The sequence below is a fragment of the Pacificoceanicola niger genome, from assembly GCF_048553275.1.
GTDB lineage: Bacteria > Pseudomonadota > Alphaproteobacteria > Rhodobacterales > Rhodobacteraceae > Pacificoceanicola.
Genome location: NZ_JBLZMW010000024.1, coordinates 1 through 15,050, shown reverse-complemented (window position 1 = coordinate 15,050; position 15,050 = coordinate 1). Strand labels below are relative to the sequence as shown.

General features: G+C 64.2%; 13 protein-coding genes and 1 tRNA gene. 11 read left to right on the top strand and 3 right to left on the bottom strand.

The window, feature by feature from the left end:
- The first annotated feature begins 24 nt into the window (after positions 1–24).
- Positions 25–912, top strand: coding sequence for an alpha/beta fold hydrolase (locus ACN2XU_RS21855; protein WP_419412475.1), 888 nt, complete (start codon positions 25–27; stop codon positions 910–912).
- 16 nt (positions 913–928) lie between these two features.
- On the opposite strand, the gene ACN2XU_RS21850 is transcribed toward ACN2XU_RS21855, so the two are convergent.
- Positions 929–1,939 carry a methyltransferase gene (locus tag ACN2XU_RS21850; RefSeq protein ID WP_419412474.1) on the bottom strand — a complete coding sequence of 337 codons (1,011 nt, stop codon included), beginning with the start codon at positions 1,937–1,939 and terminating at the stop codon, positions 929–931.
- A gap of 167 nt (positions 1,940–2,106) precedes the next feature.
- On the opposite strand from ACN2XU_RS21850, the gene ACN2XU_RS21845 reads away from it, so the two are divergent.
- The 7 genes from ACN2XU_RS21845 (at position 2,107) to ACN2XU_RS21815 (ending at position 9,777) form a co-directional block, all read left to right on the top strand.
- On the top strand, positions 2,107–3,051 hold the full coding sequence (locus ACN2XU_RS21845; protein ID WP_419412473.1) for an ABC transporter permease: 945 nt from the start codon (positions 2,107–2,109) through the stop codon (positions 3,049–3,051).
- A 5-nt stretch (positions 3,052–3,056) separates the two neighbouring features.
- Positions 3,057–3,872, top strand: a complete 816-nt coding sequence (locus tag ACN2XU_RS21840) for an ABC transporter permease (RefSeq protein WP_419412502.1) — start codon at positions 3,057–3,059, stop codon at positions 3,870–3,872.
- Positions 3,869–5,548, top strand: coding sequence for an ABC transporter ATP-binding protein (locus ACN2XU_RS21835; RefSeq protein WP_419412472.1), 1,680 nt, complete (start codon positions 3,869–3,871; stop codon positions 5,546–5,548). Before ACN2XU_RS21840 ends, ACN2XU_RS21835 begins: the two co-directional genes overlap by 4 nt.
- Positions 5,538–6,974 carry an aldehyde dehydrogenase family protein gene (locus ACN2XU_RS21830; RefSeq protein WP_419412471.1) on the top strand — a complete coding sequence of 479 codons (1,437 nt, stop codon included), beginning with the start codon at positions 5,538–5,540 and terminating at the stop codon, positions 6,972–6,974. Before ACN2XU_RS21835 ends, ACN2XU_RS21830 begins: the two co-directional genes overlap by 11 nt.
- 153 nt (positions 6,975–7,127) lie before the next feature.
- Positions 7,128–7,856 (top strand): SDR family NAD(P)-dependent oxidoreductase, encoded by a 729-nt coding sequence (locus ACN2XU_RS21825; protein ID WP_419412470.1) that lies wholly within the window; start codon positions 7,128–7,130, stop codon positions 7,854–7,856.
- Positions 7,857–7,868: 12 nt separating this feature from the next.
- A complete protein-coding gene (locus ACN2XU_RS21820) occupies positions 7,869–8,609 on the top strand; it encodes an SDR family oxidoreductase (RefSeq protein WP_419412469.1) in 741 nt (246 codons plus the stop codon).
- A 163-nt stretch (positions 8,610–8,772) separates the two neighbouring features.
- Positions 8,773–9,777, top strand: coding sequence for a P1 family peptidase (locus tag ACN2XU_RS21815; protein WP_419412468.1), 1,005 nt, complete (start codon positions 8,773–8,775; stop codon positions 9,775–9,777).
- A 79-nt stretch (positions 9,778–9,856) separates the two neighbouring features.
- On the opposite strand, the gene ACN2XU_RS21810 is transcribed toward ACN2XU_RS21815, so the two are convergent.
- The gene (locus ACN2XU_RS21810; protein ID WP_419412467.1) at positions 9,857–10,642 is read right to left on the bottom strand and encodes an SseB family protein; all 786 of its coding nucleotides are present in this window, start codon (positions 10,640–10,642) and stop codon (positions 9,857–9,859) included.
- Positions 10,626–11,222 carry a uracil-DNA glycosylase family protein gene (locus ACN2XU_RS21805; RefSeq protein WP_419412466.1) on the bottom strand — a complete coding sequence of 199 codons (597 nt, stop codon included), beginning with the start codon at positions 11,220–11,222 and terminating at the stop codon, positions 10,626–10,628. Before ACN2XU_RS21805 ends, ACN2XU_RS21810 begins: the two co-directional genes overlap by 17 nt.
- A 284-nt stretch (positions 11,223–11,506) precedes the next feature.
- Here ACN2XU_RS21805 and ACN2XU_RS21800 point away from each other — a divergent pair, with 284 nt between their 5' ends.
- The 3 genes from ACN2XU_RS21800 (at position 11,507) to ACN2XU_RS21790 (ending at position 14,580) form a co-directional block, all read left to right on the top strand.
- A complete protein-coding gene (locus ACN2XU_RS21800) occupies positions 11,507–12,166 on the top strand; it encodes an ABC transporter ATP-binding protein (protein ID WP_419412465.1) in 660 nt (219 codons plus the stop codon).
- Positions 12,144–13,835 carry a capsule biosynthesis protein gene (locus tag ACN2XU_RS21795; protein WP_419412464.1) on the top strand — a complete coding sequence of 564 codons (1,692 nt, stop codon included), beginning with the start codon at positions 12,144–12,146 and terminating at the stop codon, positions 13,833–13,835. The genes ACN2XU_RS21800 and ACN2XU_RS21795 overlap by 23 nt, the downstream gene beginning before the upstream one ends.
- 655 nt (positions 13,836–14,490) lie before the next feature.
- Positions 14,491–14,580, top strand: a tRNA-Ser gene (locus tag ACN2XU_RS21790).
- Positions 14,581–15,050: the final 470 nt, after the last annotated feature.

The window sequence follows — 15,050 nt, the reverse complement described above, 5'->3', positions numbered from 1 at the left end:
CTCCCCCGACGCTAGGCTCCCGTCATGAGCAATGCACATATCCCCGGCTTCATCGCCCACAGGGCCACGCCGAACGGCGTCGACATCGCCTATGAACGCGGCGGCGCCGGGCCGCCGGTTCTTCTGCTGCACGGCTTTCCGCAGACCCGCGCCATGTGGGCCGAGATCGCGCCCGCCTTGGCGCAGGATTTCACCGTCATCGCCGCCGACCTGCGCGGCTATGGCGACAGCGGTAAGCCGTCCGGGCTACAGAATTACAGCTTCCGCGCCATGGCGGCGGACATGGTCGCTCTCATGCACAGTCTGGGTTTCGGCCGGTTTCACCTGATCGGCCACGACCGGGGCGGTCGCACCGCGCATCGCCTTGCGCTCGACAGTCCGCAGGTCGTCCAAAGCCTCACCGTCATGGACATCGTGCCAACCCATCTCTTGCTTGACGATCTGACAAAGGATGTGGCCAAGGCCTATTACCACTGGTTTTTCCTGGCGCAGCCCGAGCCCTTTCCCGAACGGATGATCGCGGCCGATCCCGATGCATACTACGAATCCTGTCTTCTGGGCTGGGGCGCCGCGCAGCTGTCGGATTTCGCTCCGGATCAGCTCGCCGCCTATCGCGCCGCCTGGCGCGATCCCGGCTGCATCCGCGCCATGTGCGACGATTACCGCGCCGCGCTGGAGGTGGATTTTGCCCTCGACGCCGCCGATCTTGGCCGCCGCATCTCCTGCCCGGCCCTTGTGCTCTATGGAGCCGATGGCGCGATGGCCAAGGCCTACGACGTGCCGGGCACATGGGCCGATCGCCTGTCGATCATGCAAAGCGCCAAAATTCCCGGCGGCCACTTCTTCCCGGACCAATCGCCCGAACAGACCGCCCACGCCCTGCACGGCTTCCTCTCCGGTTTCGCCGACTGAGCCGCGCGGCGGCCCGTCAGGCCTTTCGCGCCAATGCCAGCTTTGTCATCCCTGGAATGAGCGGCGTGATCGACACGTCGGCAAAGCCCGCCCCGGCCAGCGCCTGCATCAGCCAAGCATCATCGAGCGAACGCGCCTCCGGCGTAAAGGCCGTGTGCTGCAACTGCCAGAGCGCCGTGTTCTTCGGCCCGGTGTGATCCGCATCCACGATGAAATCATGCAGCATCAGCCACCCACCCGTCTCCAGATGCGCATGCGCCCGCGCCAGCAGCCCGGCATGGGTGTGATCCGGCACCCCCGAAAACAGATAGGACGTCAGGATCGCATCCTGCCCCTCGGGCCAGTCCGCTTCGAGTGCATTGCCGTGACGATACTGGATGCGCGCGCTCAGTCCGGCATCGGCCACATAGGCCTCGCCGAGCTTGGCCACATTGGGAAAATCAATCACCGTCACGCCCAGATCCGGGTTCGCCCGCGCTAGCGTCATGGCAAAGGCTCCGGTCCCGCCGCCCACATCAAGCAGGCTGCGCGCCGCGCTCAGATCCACCTGGTTGGCCAAAGCCCGCGCCGGGGCGAGCGACCCGGCATGCTGGCTCTCAGAATACATCCGCGCCTCCTCCGGATCGGAAAACCACTGCTGGTAGGAGGCAATCTCTTCCGGCCCCAGCCGCCCGGCCAGCGCCTTTTCGATCTGGCTCATCAGCGGATACATCTGCCGCCCGACCTGAAGCCGCAGGTAATCGCCAAAGTCATATTTCGCGCCCTTGACCAGAAAGGCCTCCGCCGCTGCGGAATTGGCAAAGCCCTGCGCGCGCGCCTCCGTCAGGCCAAGCCCGGTCAACGCCGTCATCAAGGTGCTGCACCGCCCCTCCGCCAGGCCTGTCGCTTTCGCCAACTCCGGAAGCGTGCCATGCCCTTCGGACAGCGCCGTGAAGACTCCGAATTCCAGCGCCGCAAACAGCGCTTTTGAGCCCATGTAGCCATAGGCAATGTCAGAAATCTGCTCGGCTTCGGTCAACCCGGCCATGCGCACACCCTCTCAGTTTTTGATGCCCCACCCTACCAAGCACGGCCCGGGGCACAACCAATGCCCCCGGCTATGGCCCGAAAACCGTCCAACTTCGGGGGGTTGCCCGAAACATTGGCATCACGCGCCCTCTGGACCACCGCGAAAAGCCCGCCTAACGTAGCCGGATGCTGGCCTATCTGACCCGCCGTCTGACCTCCCTGATCCTCAGCCTGGCCGTGGCCTCGCTGGTGATTTTTCTCGTGGTCGAGGTCGCGCCGGGGGATCCCGCTTCCTACATGCTTGGCATAAACGCCCAGCCCGACACCATCGCCGCCCTGCGCAGCGAACTGGGTCTCGATGTGCCAAGGAGCGAACGCTACCTGACCTGGGTCAGCGGCATGCTCCAGGGTGATTTCGGCACCTCCTATACCTATCGCACCGAAGTGTCGGGCATGATCGCGGACCGGCTCTGGATCTCGCTGCCGCTGGCGCTCCTTGCACTGACGCTCTCGACGCTGATCGCCTTCCCGGCGGGCATCCTCGCCGCCTCGCGCCGGGGCAAACCCGCCGACATGGGGGTGATGGCCGCCACGCAGTTGGGCGTGGCGGTGCCGAACTTCTGGTTCGCCATGCTTTTGGTTCTTCTTTTTGCGATCAAACTGCGGGTCATGCCGTCCGGCGGCTTTCCCGGCTGGGACGAACCGCTCGCCGCGCTGAAGGCCCTGACGCTTCCGGCCGTTTCCCTGGCGCTGCCACAGGCGGCGATCCTTGCCCGTGTTCTGCGCTCCTCTCTGATCGACGCGCTTGCAGAGGACTACATCCGCACCGCCCGCGCCAAGGGCCTCACCCGCCGTCAGGCACTCTGGCGCCATGGACTACGGAATGCGCTGATCCCGGTTCTGACCATCATCGGCCTTCAGTTCTCCTTTCTGCTGGCGGGCGCCATCATCATCGAACAGGTCTTCTACCTGCCCGGACTGGGGCGGCTGATCTTCCAATCCATCTCACAACGCGACCTGATCGTGGTCGAATCGGTGGTCATGCTACTGGTCTTCGCGGTGATCGTGGTGAACTTCCTGACCGACCTCGCCTATGCGCTGGTCGACCCGCGACTGAGGCGCCGTGCATGAGGGCGCTGAACAAATCCCTGCTGCTGGGCGCGATGCTCACCGCCCTCTTCCTCGCCGCCGCGCTGCTGTCGCTGGTCTGGACGCCCTACGACACAGAAGCGCTCGTCATCGCCCAGCGCCTGAAACCGCCCAGCGCCGCGCATCTTCTGGGCACCGACCATTTCGGCCGTGACATCCTGTCACTGATCATGGCCGGCGCGCGCACCTCCATCGCCGTGGCGCTGGTTGCCGTGGGCATCGGCATGGGCCTTGGCGTCCCCCTCGGCCTCACCGCCGCCGCCCGGCGCGGCGGCTTCATCGACGAGCTGATCTCGCGCGGTAACGATCTGATCTTCGCGTTCCCGAGCCTCGTCATCGCCATCCTGATCACCGCGATCTTCGGACCTGGCGCGCTCAATGCCATCATCGCCATCGGCATCTTTAACATCCCCGTCTTCGCCCGGCTCAGCCGCGGCGCGGCGCTCTCGCTCTGGTCGCGCGACTTCATCCTCGCCGCCCGCACCGCCGGAAAATCGAGGGCCCGCATCAACGCCGAACACATCCTGCCGAACATCGCCAACCTGCTGATCGTGCAGGGCACCATCCAGTTCTCCCTCGGCATCCTCGCCGAAGCCGGCCTGAGCTATGTCGGTCTCGGTGCCCAGCCCCCGATCCCAAGCTGGGGCCGGATGCTCGCCGACGCGCAAACCATGGTCGCCCTCGCGCCGCATGTCGCCCTGATGCCCGGCCTCGCCATCGTCTTCATGGTGCTCGGCCTCAATCTGCTCGGCGACGGCTTGCGCGACAGCCTCGACCCCAAGCTCAAGGTGCTGCGCACATGACCCCCGCCCCTGCTTCTTCTCTGCGCAAATATCCTGGGGGGTCCGGGGGGCAACGCCCCCTGGCGGATCGTCCCGGCGCAGCCGGGGCGAAACCGCTCCTGCACATCGCGAACCTGTCGATCACCATTCAGGGCAACCCCGTCCTCAACGCCATATCCCTGAACCTGGACCCCGGTGAGATCACAGCCCTCACCGGCGAAAGCGGCTCCGGTAAGTCCATGACGGCGCTGGCGACCATGGGATTGCTGCCCGCCGCAGCGCAAGCCTCCGGCCGTATCCTGTTCGATGGCCTGGACCTTCTGAGCCAATCCGAAAAAGCGCTCTCGCGCGTTCGTGGGGCACAAATCGGCATGATCTTTCAGGAGCCGATGACCGCGCTCAACCCGCTGCAGACCATCGGCGCGCAGGTTTCCGAGACCCTGCGCATCCACGGCGCGGGCGGCAACATCGACGCGGCGGCCCGCGACACGCTCCACAAGGTCGGCCTCGATCAGCCGCTCAGCCGTTATCCGCACGAGCTCTCCGGCGGCCAGCGGCAGCGCGTCGCAATCGCCATGGCCATCGCCCTGCGCCCCGCTTTGCTCATCGCCGACGAGCCGACCACCGCGCTCGACGTGACCACACAGGCGCAGATTCTCGACCTGCTGAAATCACTGGTGAAAAGCGAAGGCATGGCGCTGATGATGATCACCCATGACCTCGCCGTGGTGGCGAATATGGCCGACCACATCGCTGTGATGAAAAACGGCGAGATCGTCGAGGCCGCTCCCACCGCCGAGCTCTTCGCGCAAATGCGGCACCCCTACACCCGGCAGCTCTTTGACGCCTCCCGGCACCGCGCCGACCTGCCCGAGCCTGCCCCCGGCGCGCCGCTTCTGCGCGTCGCAGGCGTCATCCGCGATTACCCCCTGCCGCGCAGCCGTCCCTTCGCCAAGCGCACCCACTTCCGCGCGGTCAGCGACGTCAGCTTCGACATGCGCGCCGGGGAACGCCTCGGCCTTGTCGGCGAAAGCGGCTGCGGCAAGTCCACCCTCACCCGCGCCATTCTCGGCCTCGAAGAGATCCAGCAAGGCGCCATTACCCTGAACGATGCCCCCGTCTTCACCCATGGCAAACCCAACCGCGCGGTGCAGCGGCAGATGCAGGTTGTGTTTCAGGACCCCTACGGCAGCTTCAACCCGCGCCACCGCGTCGCGCGGCTGATCACCGAACCGTTCCACCTGCTGGACGATCCGCCCTCCGGAGCCGCGCGGGAGCAGGCCATCGCAGAGGCCCTCACCGCTGTCGGTCTACACCCGGACGACCGGCACAAACACATCCACGCCTTCTCCGGTGGCCAGCGCCAGCGCATCGCCATCGCCCGTGCGCTCATCATCCGCCCGAAACTGATCGTCTTCGACGAAGCGGTCAGCGCCCTCGACGTGCGCGTCCGTGCCACGATCCTCGACCTCATGGCCCAGCTCAGCCGCGACTACGGGCTGACCTATCTCTTCATTTCCCATGACCTCAGCGTGGTGCGCTCGATCACCGACCGCGTTCTGGTGATGCAGAAGGGTCGGATCGTCGAACATGGCCCCACAGAGCGCGTCTTTGATGCGCCCGAACACCCCTACACCCGAGCCTTGCTCGCCGCCGCGCCAAAACTGCCTGACATCGGAGACATCCATGCTGCCTGACCTGCCGTTCGACCCGTCAAAAATGCTGATCGGCGGCGCATGGCTGCCTTCCCGGGACACGCTCGAACTCTCGAACCCCTCCACCACAGAACCGCTGTGCCGGACCGCCAAAGGCACCGCAGAGGACATCGACGCCGCGGTCAAGGCCGCCGAAGCGGCGCGGGACGGCGTGTGGGGGCGCACATCGGCCGCCGAGCGTGGCAGACTGCTGAACCACCTCGGGGCGCTGGTCTTGGATCATGTCGAGCCCCTTGCCACGCTTGAAGCGCTCGACGTCGGCAAACCGCTGACGCAGGCCCGCGCCGACGCCCTTGCGCTCGCCCGCTACTGCGAATTTTACGGCGGCGCCGCGGACAAGGTGCACGGCGCAACCATTCCCTATCTCGACGGCTATACCGTCTACACCCTGCGCGAGCCGCATGGCGTCACCGGACATATCGTGCCGTGGAACTACCCGATGCAGATCATCGGGCGCTCCGTCGGCGCGGCGCTGGCCATGGGCAACGCCTGTGTCTTGAAACCGGCAGAGGACGCCTGCCTCACCGCACTCTACTTTGCCTGGCTGGCACAGCAGGCGGGCCTGCCGGAGGGCGCGCTCAACATTGTGCCGGGGCTGGGCGCGGAGGCGGGCGCGGCGCTCGCGGGACATCCCGGCGTTCAGCACCTCAGCTTCACCGGATCGGTCGCCACCGGCGCCGCCGTGCAGATCGCCGCTGGCGCGAACGTGGTGCCGGTGACGCTGGAACTTGGCGGCAAATCCCCGCAAATCGTTTTCGAAGATGCCGATCTGGACGCTGCGCTGCCATTCCTGGTCAATGCAGGGCTGCAGAACGCGGGGCAAACGTGCTCGGCCTCGTCGCGAATCCTGGTGCACCTGTCACGCTTCGAAGAGGTGGCAAGCCGCATGGCTGACGCCTATCGCGCCAAGCGTATCGGCTCCGCCACCGACAACCCCGACATTGGACCGCTGATCAACGCAAGGCAAAAGGAGCGCGTCGAAGCCTTCTTCGCCCAAGCGGCTGACCTCCCCCTGATCGCGGAAACGCCCGCCCCAAGCGGCCCCGGTCACTTTGTGCCCGCGCGTCTCTACGGCCCGGTCGCGCCAGACCACCGTTTAGCACAGGACGAAATCTTCGGCCCGGTGCAAGTGTTGATTCCGTTCGAGACCGAAACAGAAGCGCTCGAAATTGCCAATGGCACCGACTATGGCCTTGTCGCCTCGGTCTGGACGGAAAACGGCGCGCGCCAGATGCGTCTGGCCCGCGCGCTGCGAGCGGGACAGGTTTTCATCAACAATTACGGCGCCGGGGGCGGTGTCGAGCTGCCGTTTGGGGGCACCGGCAAAAGCGGACATGGCCGCGAAAAGGGCTTTGAGGCGCTTTATGGCTTCTCAACATTGAAGACCGTTGCCGCGATGCATGGGTAGAGTCCGGACGCCAGAGGCGTTTCGCCGCGCTGGCGCGCGTCGACCGGTGCGCCCTTCCCGCGTCCCGCAAATGGCATGGAAGAATGGTATACCAGAATCCGCTGGACCTTGCGTCTGCCGCTCGTCAAGGTGCGGGGCAAGGGAGGACATCACATGAGATTTGACAACCGAAAAGCGGTGATTACCGGTGGCGCATCGGGCATCGGCCTCGCTATCGCCCGGCGCATGGCCGACGAAGGCGCGACCGTAACGCTTTGGGACGTAAGCGCCGACAAGCTCGCTGATGCGGCGGCCGGTGGCCTGCGCCCGCGCCAGATCGATGTGACAGATGCCGCCGCCGTCGAAGCTGCCATCGCGGAGGATGCCGACGCCATGGGCGGGCTGGATACGCTGGTCTGTTCCGCCGGGATCACCGGGCCGAACACCACGGTCATCGACTACCCGCTGGACGATTGGCACCGGGTGATGAACCTCAATCTCAACGGGCTGTTCTACTGCAACAAGTTCGCGGCGGCGCTGATGCGGCCCAATAGCTTTGGCCGGATCGTCAATATAGCGTCAATCGCCGGCAAGGAGGGCAATCCGAATGCCTCGGCCTATTCCACGTCGAAGGCGGCCGTGATCGGTCTGACCAAATCGCTCGGCAAGGAGCTTTGCGATACACAGATCACCGTGAATGCCGTAGCTCCCGCCGCTGTCGAGAGCCCGATCTTCGATCAGATGACGCCTGAATTCATCGCCTTCATGAAATCGAAAATCCCGATGAACCGCTTTGGCACGCCGGATGAAATCGCTGCAATGGTCTGTTGGCTGGCCTCCTCCGAGGCGTCTTTCACCACTGGCGCCGTATTCGATCAATCCGGCGGGCGCGCAACCTATTAAAGGAGACCAATCATGCGACTGGAGGGAAAATGTGCCATCGTCACCGGGGCCGGATCAGGCTTTGGTGCGGGCATCGCGCGGCGCTTTCTGAACGAAGGCGCGCAGGTCATGGTCGCCGACATTCGTGAGGATTACGCCCGCGGCGTGGCCGAAGAATACGGCGGAATTGCCCATACGGTGAATGTCGCCGATGGGGCGGGCGTCACGGCGATGATCGACCGCGCCATAGAGGTCATGGGACAGGTCGATATCCTCGTCAACAACGCCGGGGTGACGCATTTGCCAGCGCCCATGGAAGAGATCACCGAAGAGGACTTCGACCGGGTAATGGCCGTCAACTGCAAGTCCATCTACCTGTCGGCCAAGGCCCTCGTCCCGCATATGAAAGCGCGCGGCAGCGGCAATATCCTCAACATTTCCTCCACCGCCGGTCTCTCGCCGCGCCCCAATCTCAACTGGTACAACGCCTCCAAAGGGTGGGTGAACACGGCGACCAAAACCATGGCCGTCGAACTCGCGCCCTTTGGCCTGCGGGTCAATGCGCTGAACCCGGTCGCGGGAGAGACGCCGCTGCTCAAGAGCTTCATGGGCGAGGACACCCCGGAGATGCGCGCGAAATTTCTCTCGACCATCCCTCTGGGCCGCTTTTCCACCCCCGAAGACATGGCCAACGCCGCGCTTTACCTGTGCTCGGACGAGGCCAGCATGATCACCGGGGTTTGCATGCAGGTCGATGGAGGTCGGTGTATTTAGGCGCGGAATGCCGCATATTGTCCGGATGGCGCAGAGCCGCAGTTTTGCTCGCAACCCTGCCGACGCTGCGCTCACATCTTTCCCGGGCAGGAACGCAGCACCAAAGACTGGACAAACCATGCCGCCGGGGCAACGCTGGCCCTGATCCCAACAGGAGACCACCATGCGCCCCGGCCCGAAGAACCTGATCACCGATGTGCCCGGCCTCAAGGTCGGGAATGCCTCTGACGAGGCGCTCAAATCCGGCACCACGGTGCTCACCGCCGAACAGCCCTTCACCGCTTCGGTCTGTGTGATGGGCGGGGCGCCAGGCACGCGCGAAACGGACCTTCTGGCCCCCGACAAGACAGCTCCCGGTGTCGATGCCCTCGTCCTCTCAGGCGGCAGCGCCTTTGGCCTCGCCGCCGCACAGGGTGTCATGGACGCGCTCCACCGCAGCGGACGCGGCTTCCCGGTGCTCTCCGCCCGCGTCCCCATCGTCCCCGCCGCGATCCTCTTCGACCTGCTGAACGGCGGCGACAAGGATTGGAGCCAAAACCCCTACCCCGATCTCGGACAAAAGGCTCTGCAGGCTGCCGCCGAAGACTTCGCCCTCGGCTCGCACGGCGCGGGCAGCGGTGCACAAACAGCGCAACACAAGGGCGGTCTCGGCTCTGCAAGCGTGATCCTGGACGATGGCACAACGGTCGGGGCCCTCGTGGCCGTCAACCCGATGGGCAGCGTCACCACCCCCTCGGGTCGCCACTTCTGGGCCGCCAACGCCGAGATGAATGCGGAATTCGGCGGCCTCGGCCCCGATCCCGCCGTCGGCTTCCACCAGCTCCCGCCAAGCCGGAAACTCGCCGCCATGGCCAGCCTCGGCAACACGACCATTGCCATCGTTGCCACCGACGCAGCACTCGACAAGGCCCAATGCCACCGCATGGCCACCGCCGCGCACGATGGCATGGCCCGCGCCGTCCAACCCGCGCACAGCCCGCTTGATGGCGATATCGTCTTCGCCACCAGCACCGGTGCGCGTACCCTCGACGCCCCGGAGGTCCTGCTGCCGATGATCGGCCACGCCGCCAGCCTCTGCCTCGCGCGCGCCATTGCCCGCGCGGTCTGGGAGGCCAAGCCAGCTCCCGGCGATACCCTGCCAACGCTCAGACAAGACCTCGGGACCTGAGCCCGAGACCCCCGGCTTCTTCTCTTTCCAAATACTCCGGGGGAGTCCGCAGGACGGGGGCAGCGCCCCCAGCCGCGCCTTACCGCAGCTTGGGCGGTTTGTCGGGGTCACTGCCCGGCGCGACGTGCTCCACCCTCTGTGGCACCTCCGGCTCCGGCAAATCAAAGCGCAGCGCGACCCCGGCGAGCTGCGCCGCCAGTGGATCGTTGTCCGCCAGAAAAGCCACGTCGAGCGTGCCGGCCTCCAGCCCCGAAAAAACCAGGGCTTCGTTGATCGCCTGCGCCAGCGCCGCCTCGGCACCGGGCACCGCGCCGGTCAACCCGAGCAAATGCCCGCGCGCGCCCCCCTCATAGGTCACCTCAGCAAGATAAGCCTTGCGCGCCAACCCAGCCGCGCTGGCCAGCTTGGTGTCCAGCGCCGTCAGCAGAGCTTCCGGCAGGCCGCGCGGCGCGGCGAGGCTCTCGGGACGGGCTTCGTCTTCGGACGGAGCATGATCCAGCGTCTCGACAAGCCACCCCATGGCCGAGGACGGAAGTAGGATCGAGGAAGGCGCCTGTTCGAGGTTCAACGCCAGCCCGATCCCCTGCCCGGCCAGCATCCGTGCGAGAACACGCCCGGACAAGCCCACATAGGGCACCGGGCGACCTGCGAATCCGGACAAGCGTTCTTCGAGATCGAAGCCAAGGACGAATTGCGCGTCCTGCACCTCGAAGACCTCCGGGGAGACAACCTCGCCCTTCGGCTCTTCTGTCAGCATCACGAACAGCTCCGCATCCGCGAGACGCTCATAAAAGCGCAACCGCGCGGCATCATCTGCGGGGGCGGCCTCCATTGCCGCATGCGCGGCATCAATCGGGGTCATCATCGTGCATCACCTCCGCAACGCGGGCCCGAAGCACCGGCAAGAGCTCGGCTTCGAACCAGGGGTTTTTCTTCAGCCAAGCGGTATTGCGCCAGGACGGATGGGGCAAGGGGATGACCTGTGGAAGATGGTCGCGCCACCGCTTTACGGTCTCGGTCACGCCACCCGCACCGGGAATATGATACTTCTGCGCATAGCCGCCCACGGCAAGCGTCAGCGCGATGTTCGGAAACTGCGCCAGCAGCGGCGCCCGCCAAGTCCGGGCACAGACCGGCGGCGGTGGCAGATCGGCGCCCTTGCGGTATCCTGGAAAGCAAAAGGCCATCGGCAGGATCGCCACGCGGCGCGCATCACAGAACGCTTCATTTTCAAGCCCCAACCAATCCCGCAGCCGATCGCCCGACGGGTCCGTGAACGGCAGGCCGCTGTCATGCACCCGCGCCCCGGGCGCCTGCCCTGCAATCATCAACCGCGCGGAGGGCGCACCGCGAAACACCGGGCGCGGCGTATGGGCGGTTTCGGTCTGAGCAAAGCGTTCCGCACAGAGGCGGCAGGCGCGGATGGACGCGGACAGATCGGACATGGGGGCAAACTAGTGCAAAGCGCAGGGTCTTGCAGCACCCTCGGCGCCGTCAAAACCTGATGGGAGGCGTTTTTTCAGACGACGCGGCCCTGTCACACTGGGAATTCGGGGCGAAAGACAGCCTGGAACAGCACACCGCAGAACTGTTCACATCTCACCGTGCAGTCAGTGGCACGCGTTGTTTTTGTTTCCAGCCAAGGCCATAATGTGAACAAATTTAACCCGTAGCTAATTTTAAACCCCGATCGGGGCAGTGTGTGTGGGTAGAACCTGGGGCAACCCAAATGCTTGAATTCGACATGGTCAGCAAGTCCTTCTGGACCGGCACCCAGCGCAAGGTGATCCTTGACCGGGTGTCCTTCCGTGTTGAACTCGGCGAATCCTTGGGCATTCTCGCTCCCAATGGCACCGGAAAAACGACCCTGATCAAGATGATGGCCGGTCTCGAAAAGCCGGACGAGGGCGAAATTCGCCGGGGCTGCCGCATTTCCTTTCCGCTGGGCTATATGGGCGGCGTGATCTCCAAGATCAGCGCACGCGAAAACGCCCGCTACATCGCGCGGCTCTACGGGCTTGACCCCGATTACGTCGAAAGCTTTTGCCGTTGGCTTTGCGGGCTGAACGAGTACTTCGACCAACCCATCGGCACGTACTCCTCCGGCATGCGCGCGCGGTTTACCTTTTCGTTGATGCTGGCACTGGATTTCGACATGTACCTGATCGACGAGGGCATGCCGAATTCCACCGACGTGGATTTCAACCGCAAGGCTGGCGATGTGCTGGCCGAACGCCTGCGCACCACGACGATCATCATCGTCAGCCATCAAGCCAATATCCTGGAAAAATTCGCCAGAAAAGCCGCCGTCCTGATGGATGGGCGACTGCATATGTTCGAAACCTTGGAAGAAGCGAAGCAGCTCTATGACTACGAAACCCAAGGCTAAGAAATTCCGCATCCGCCGCGATCCTATCGACGGCGCCGATGCCACCGCACCCAAAAATCCCGCCCCTGCGCCGCAGGCCGAAGGCTCGCGCTCCGCTGCCACGCACCCAAGTCCCCCCGCAGAAGCAAAGACACCGCCGCCGCCAGAGGCAACGACCGCGCGCCGTGGCCAGGTCGACAGCGCACGGCAAGTCGCGGGCGAGACGGATATCGACGCTATTCGCCGCGAGGGCCTAACCGGTCGGCAACTGCGCATGGCCCGCCGCGTTGCGCAGAAAAACGGCCTCGCCCCGACCTCCGATTTCGACGCTGTGCGCCTTCTGCGCGCCCGCGGCATTGATCCGTTCCAGCGCGCCAGCACCCTGGAACTCGTCGTCGCCGAAAACGAGACCAAAACCGCGCGCGCCCCTGCACCCTCCCCCGCCGCCCAGCCCAAACCGAACGGCCAGGTGCAGCTCCCGCAGACCGTCGCGGTCGAGAAAAAGCCGCAACTGCCATCCACCGACACCATTAGCCCCGCCGAACGCCGGGCCGCCGAGATCCTGCAAATCCAGAAGGATCTCGCGAACCGCCGCCGCAAGAAGATGCTGCTTCTTCTCACGCGCCTGGCATTTTTCGTTGGGCTCCCGACGCTCATTGCGGGCTATTACTTCTATTTCGTCGCAACACCGATGTACTCGACGAAATCCGAATTTCTGATCCTCAAGGCAGAGAGCGCCGGAGGCGCCATGGGCTCGCTTTTCTCCGGCACGCAATTCGCCACCAACCAGGATGCCATCGCCGTGCAGAGCTACCTGACGTCGAAGGACGCGATGCTGCGCCTCGATCAGGACGTCGGCTTCAAGGCCCATTATACGCAGGATTTCATCGACCCGATCCAGCGCCTCTCTGACGAACCATCCAACGAAGAGGCCTACAAGCTCTACAAGAAGAACATCGAAATCGGCTACGATCCGACGGAGGGCGTGATCCGGATGGAAATCATGGCCGCCGACCCCGAGGTCGCTGCCGAATTTTCCCGTGCGCTGATCGGCTATGCAGAGGAACGGGTCGACACCCTCTCCCTTCGCAAGCGCTCCAATGCCGTGAAAGACGCCGAACAGGGGCTGATCGACGCGGACGTCGCCCGCCGCGAAGCGCAGGAAATGCTGGTGCGCCTGCAGCAGGACGGCAACATGGTCGACCCGCAGGGCCGCATCGCAGCGCTTCGAACACAGATCAACACCTACGAAATCCAGCTTCAGGAAAAGCGTCTGCAACTGCAGGCCCTGCTTGACAACTCGCGTCCGAACCGCGCCAAGGTCGAAGGCGCTCAGGGGGACGTGCGCCGGCTCGAAGCGCTTCTGGTCGAACTGAATGGCGAGATGACCTCGGCCACTTCCGGCGAAGGCTCTCTGGCGGAGAAGGCCGTGCAGATCCGTTTGGCCGAAGCCGACCTCGCCACGCGCGATTTGATGCTTCAAACGGCGCTCGAACGGCTGGAACAGGCCCGCCGCGACGCGGACACGCAGGCACGTTACCTGACCACATCCGTGGTCCCGGTGGCCTCCGAGGATCCAAGCTATCCGCGCAGTTTCGAGAACACCATTCTGGCTTTCCTGATCTTTTCGGGGGCATACCTGATGGTCTCGCTCACCGCTTCGATCCTGCGCGAACAGGTGTCCAGCTAGGATCAGGCCTTCGTTCCATTTACGGACAGGCGCGGGTGATCCGGGCCAAGGTGACAGTGGAAAGCAAGATGACCGGGGTTCCGTCGTGGCGTTTGCCTCTCAATCGCCCGAACACTATACTGGATCCTTATTTTTCGCTGCCCTTTTCTGGGGCGGAGCGCATGCGAAGCGGGCGGGCTGGCGGTTCAAAGCATGACGGCCACCAAGCTGCTGTGTCTGCCCCCCGGCTTCCAGGCCCACTGTTGAGACGAATTAGAGCGTGCAACACGGCGCGCGCCGCTGCCTTTGGCCCGTCTTCTTCCCATGAGCGACTTAATCCTGACCACCGCTGCGCGATTGATAAGAAGCCGAGGCACGGTCAACGACAATCAGCGCCCGACATAGCGGCAAACAGGACCACCGCCCACGCAAAGCGTTCATGATGGAGGCCGTGTCAAACAGCGCACGAAACATATCAGACGGACCTGTTCAACGGTCGCTCGTGATTGCGTCAAACCCGAATTTCGGAGCGCGCGGTCCGAAACCGGCACCAAACCCCGTGGCAGAGCGCGCCAAGTTCCTTTTTCCTATACGGCACACCTCATTCGCTTAATTGTTTGCACAGGCATAGAAATCGGCTTGCACCTGCCCTGCAGCATTTGCTAAAGGGGTCGACGGAGAGGTGGCCGAGTGGTCGAAGGCGCACGCCTGGAAAGTGTGTAGGCGGGAGACCGTCTCGAGGGTTCGAATCCCTTCCTCTCCGCCACTTGCACATTGCAAACCCGAAAACAGGTCCCTCGCGGGGCCTTTTTCTTTATGTGCCAAAGGGGTTTGCAGGGACCATTCGCCCTTCTGAGACGGCCCACCCGCGCGAGATCGGTCTCTGAACGCCCATCGTCTCTTTCCACCCTCCCCTCGCTCTCGGCGAGACGGGTTCAAAACCCCCATAGATTTCAACGAACTGATCGGATCGCATTGCGCCCGTGTTTCGCTGGTTCCGGGTTGTCTCAAAGCAGACGGAGACGCGACACGGGGGGCGTGGTGGTTGGTATGTCTTGGGAGTTTTGCGCGAAGTCTCTGATGACAAACGCAGTTACGGCCCCTAGCCTGGCGCAATGTCAAACGGGCCTTCGACAGATCAAGCGAACGACCTGAACGTCGGGGTAATCCCCCCCGATTTTAAGGGGCTGCAAACGTAGAATTTTCTCGGCAAGATGAACGAGGAGATTTCGAATG

What these genes read in the sequence shown, in the direction of transcription:
- ACN2XU_RS21855 (WP_419412475.1), top strand. Translation starts at nt 25, where the DNA reads ATGAGCAATGCACATATCCCCGGCTTCATCGCCCACAGGGCCACGCCG.
- ACN2XU_RS21820 (WP_419412469.1), top strand. Translation starts at nt 7,869, where the DNA reads ATGCGACTGGAGGGAAAATGTGCCATCGTCACCGGGGCCGGATCAGGC.
- ACN2XU_RS21795 (WP_419412464.1), top strand. Translation starts at nt 12,144, where the DNA reads ATGACTACGAAACCCAAGGCTAAGAAATTCCGCATCCGCCGCGATCCT.
- ACN2XU_RS21815 (WP_419412468.1), top strand. Translation starts at nt 8,773, where the DNA reads ATGCGCCCCGGCCCGAAGAACCTGATCACCGATGTGCCCGGCCTCAAG.
- ACN2XU_RS21845 (WP_419412473.1), top strand. Translation starts at nt 2,107, where the DNA reads ATGCTGGCCTATCTGACCCGCCGTCTGACCTCCCTGATCCTCAGCCTG.
- ACN2XU_RS21800 (WP_419412465.1), top strand. Translation starts at nt 11,507, where the DNA reads ATGCTTGAATTCGACATGGTCAGCAAGTCCTTCTGGACCGGCACCCAG.
- ACN2XU_RS21830 (WP_419412471.1), top strand. Translation starts at nt 5,538, where the DNA reads ATGCTGCCTGACCTGCCGTTCGACCCGTCAAAAATGCTGATCGGCGGC.
- ACN2XU_RS21825 (WP_419412470.1), top strand. Translation starts at nt 7,128, where the DNA reads ATGAGATTTGACAACCGAAAAGCGGTGATTACCGGTGGCGCATCGGGC.
- ACN2XU_RS21835 (WP_419412472.1), top strand. Translation starts at nt 3,869, where the DNA reads ATGACCCCCGCCCCTGCTTCTTCTCTGCGCAAATATCCTGGGGGGTCC.
- ACN2XU_RS21850 (WP_419412474.1), bottom strand. Translation starts at nt 1,939, where the DNA reads ATGGCCGGGTTGACCGAAGCCGAGCAGATTTCTGACATTGCCTATGGC.
- ACN2XU_RS21810 (WP_419412467.1), bottom strand. Translation starts at nt 10,642, where the DNA reads ATGATGACCCCGATTGATGCCGCGCATGCGGCAATGGAGGCCGCCCCC.
- ACN2XU_RS21805 (WP_419412466.1), bottom strand. Translation starts at nt 11,222, where the DNA reads ATGTCCGATCTGTCCGCGTCCATCCGCGCCTGCCGCCTCTGTGCGGAA.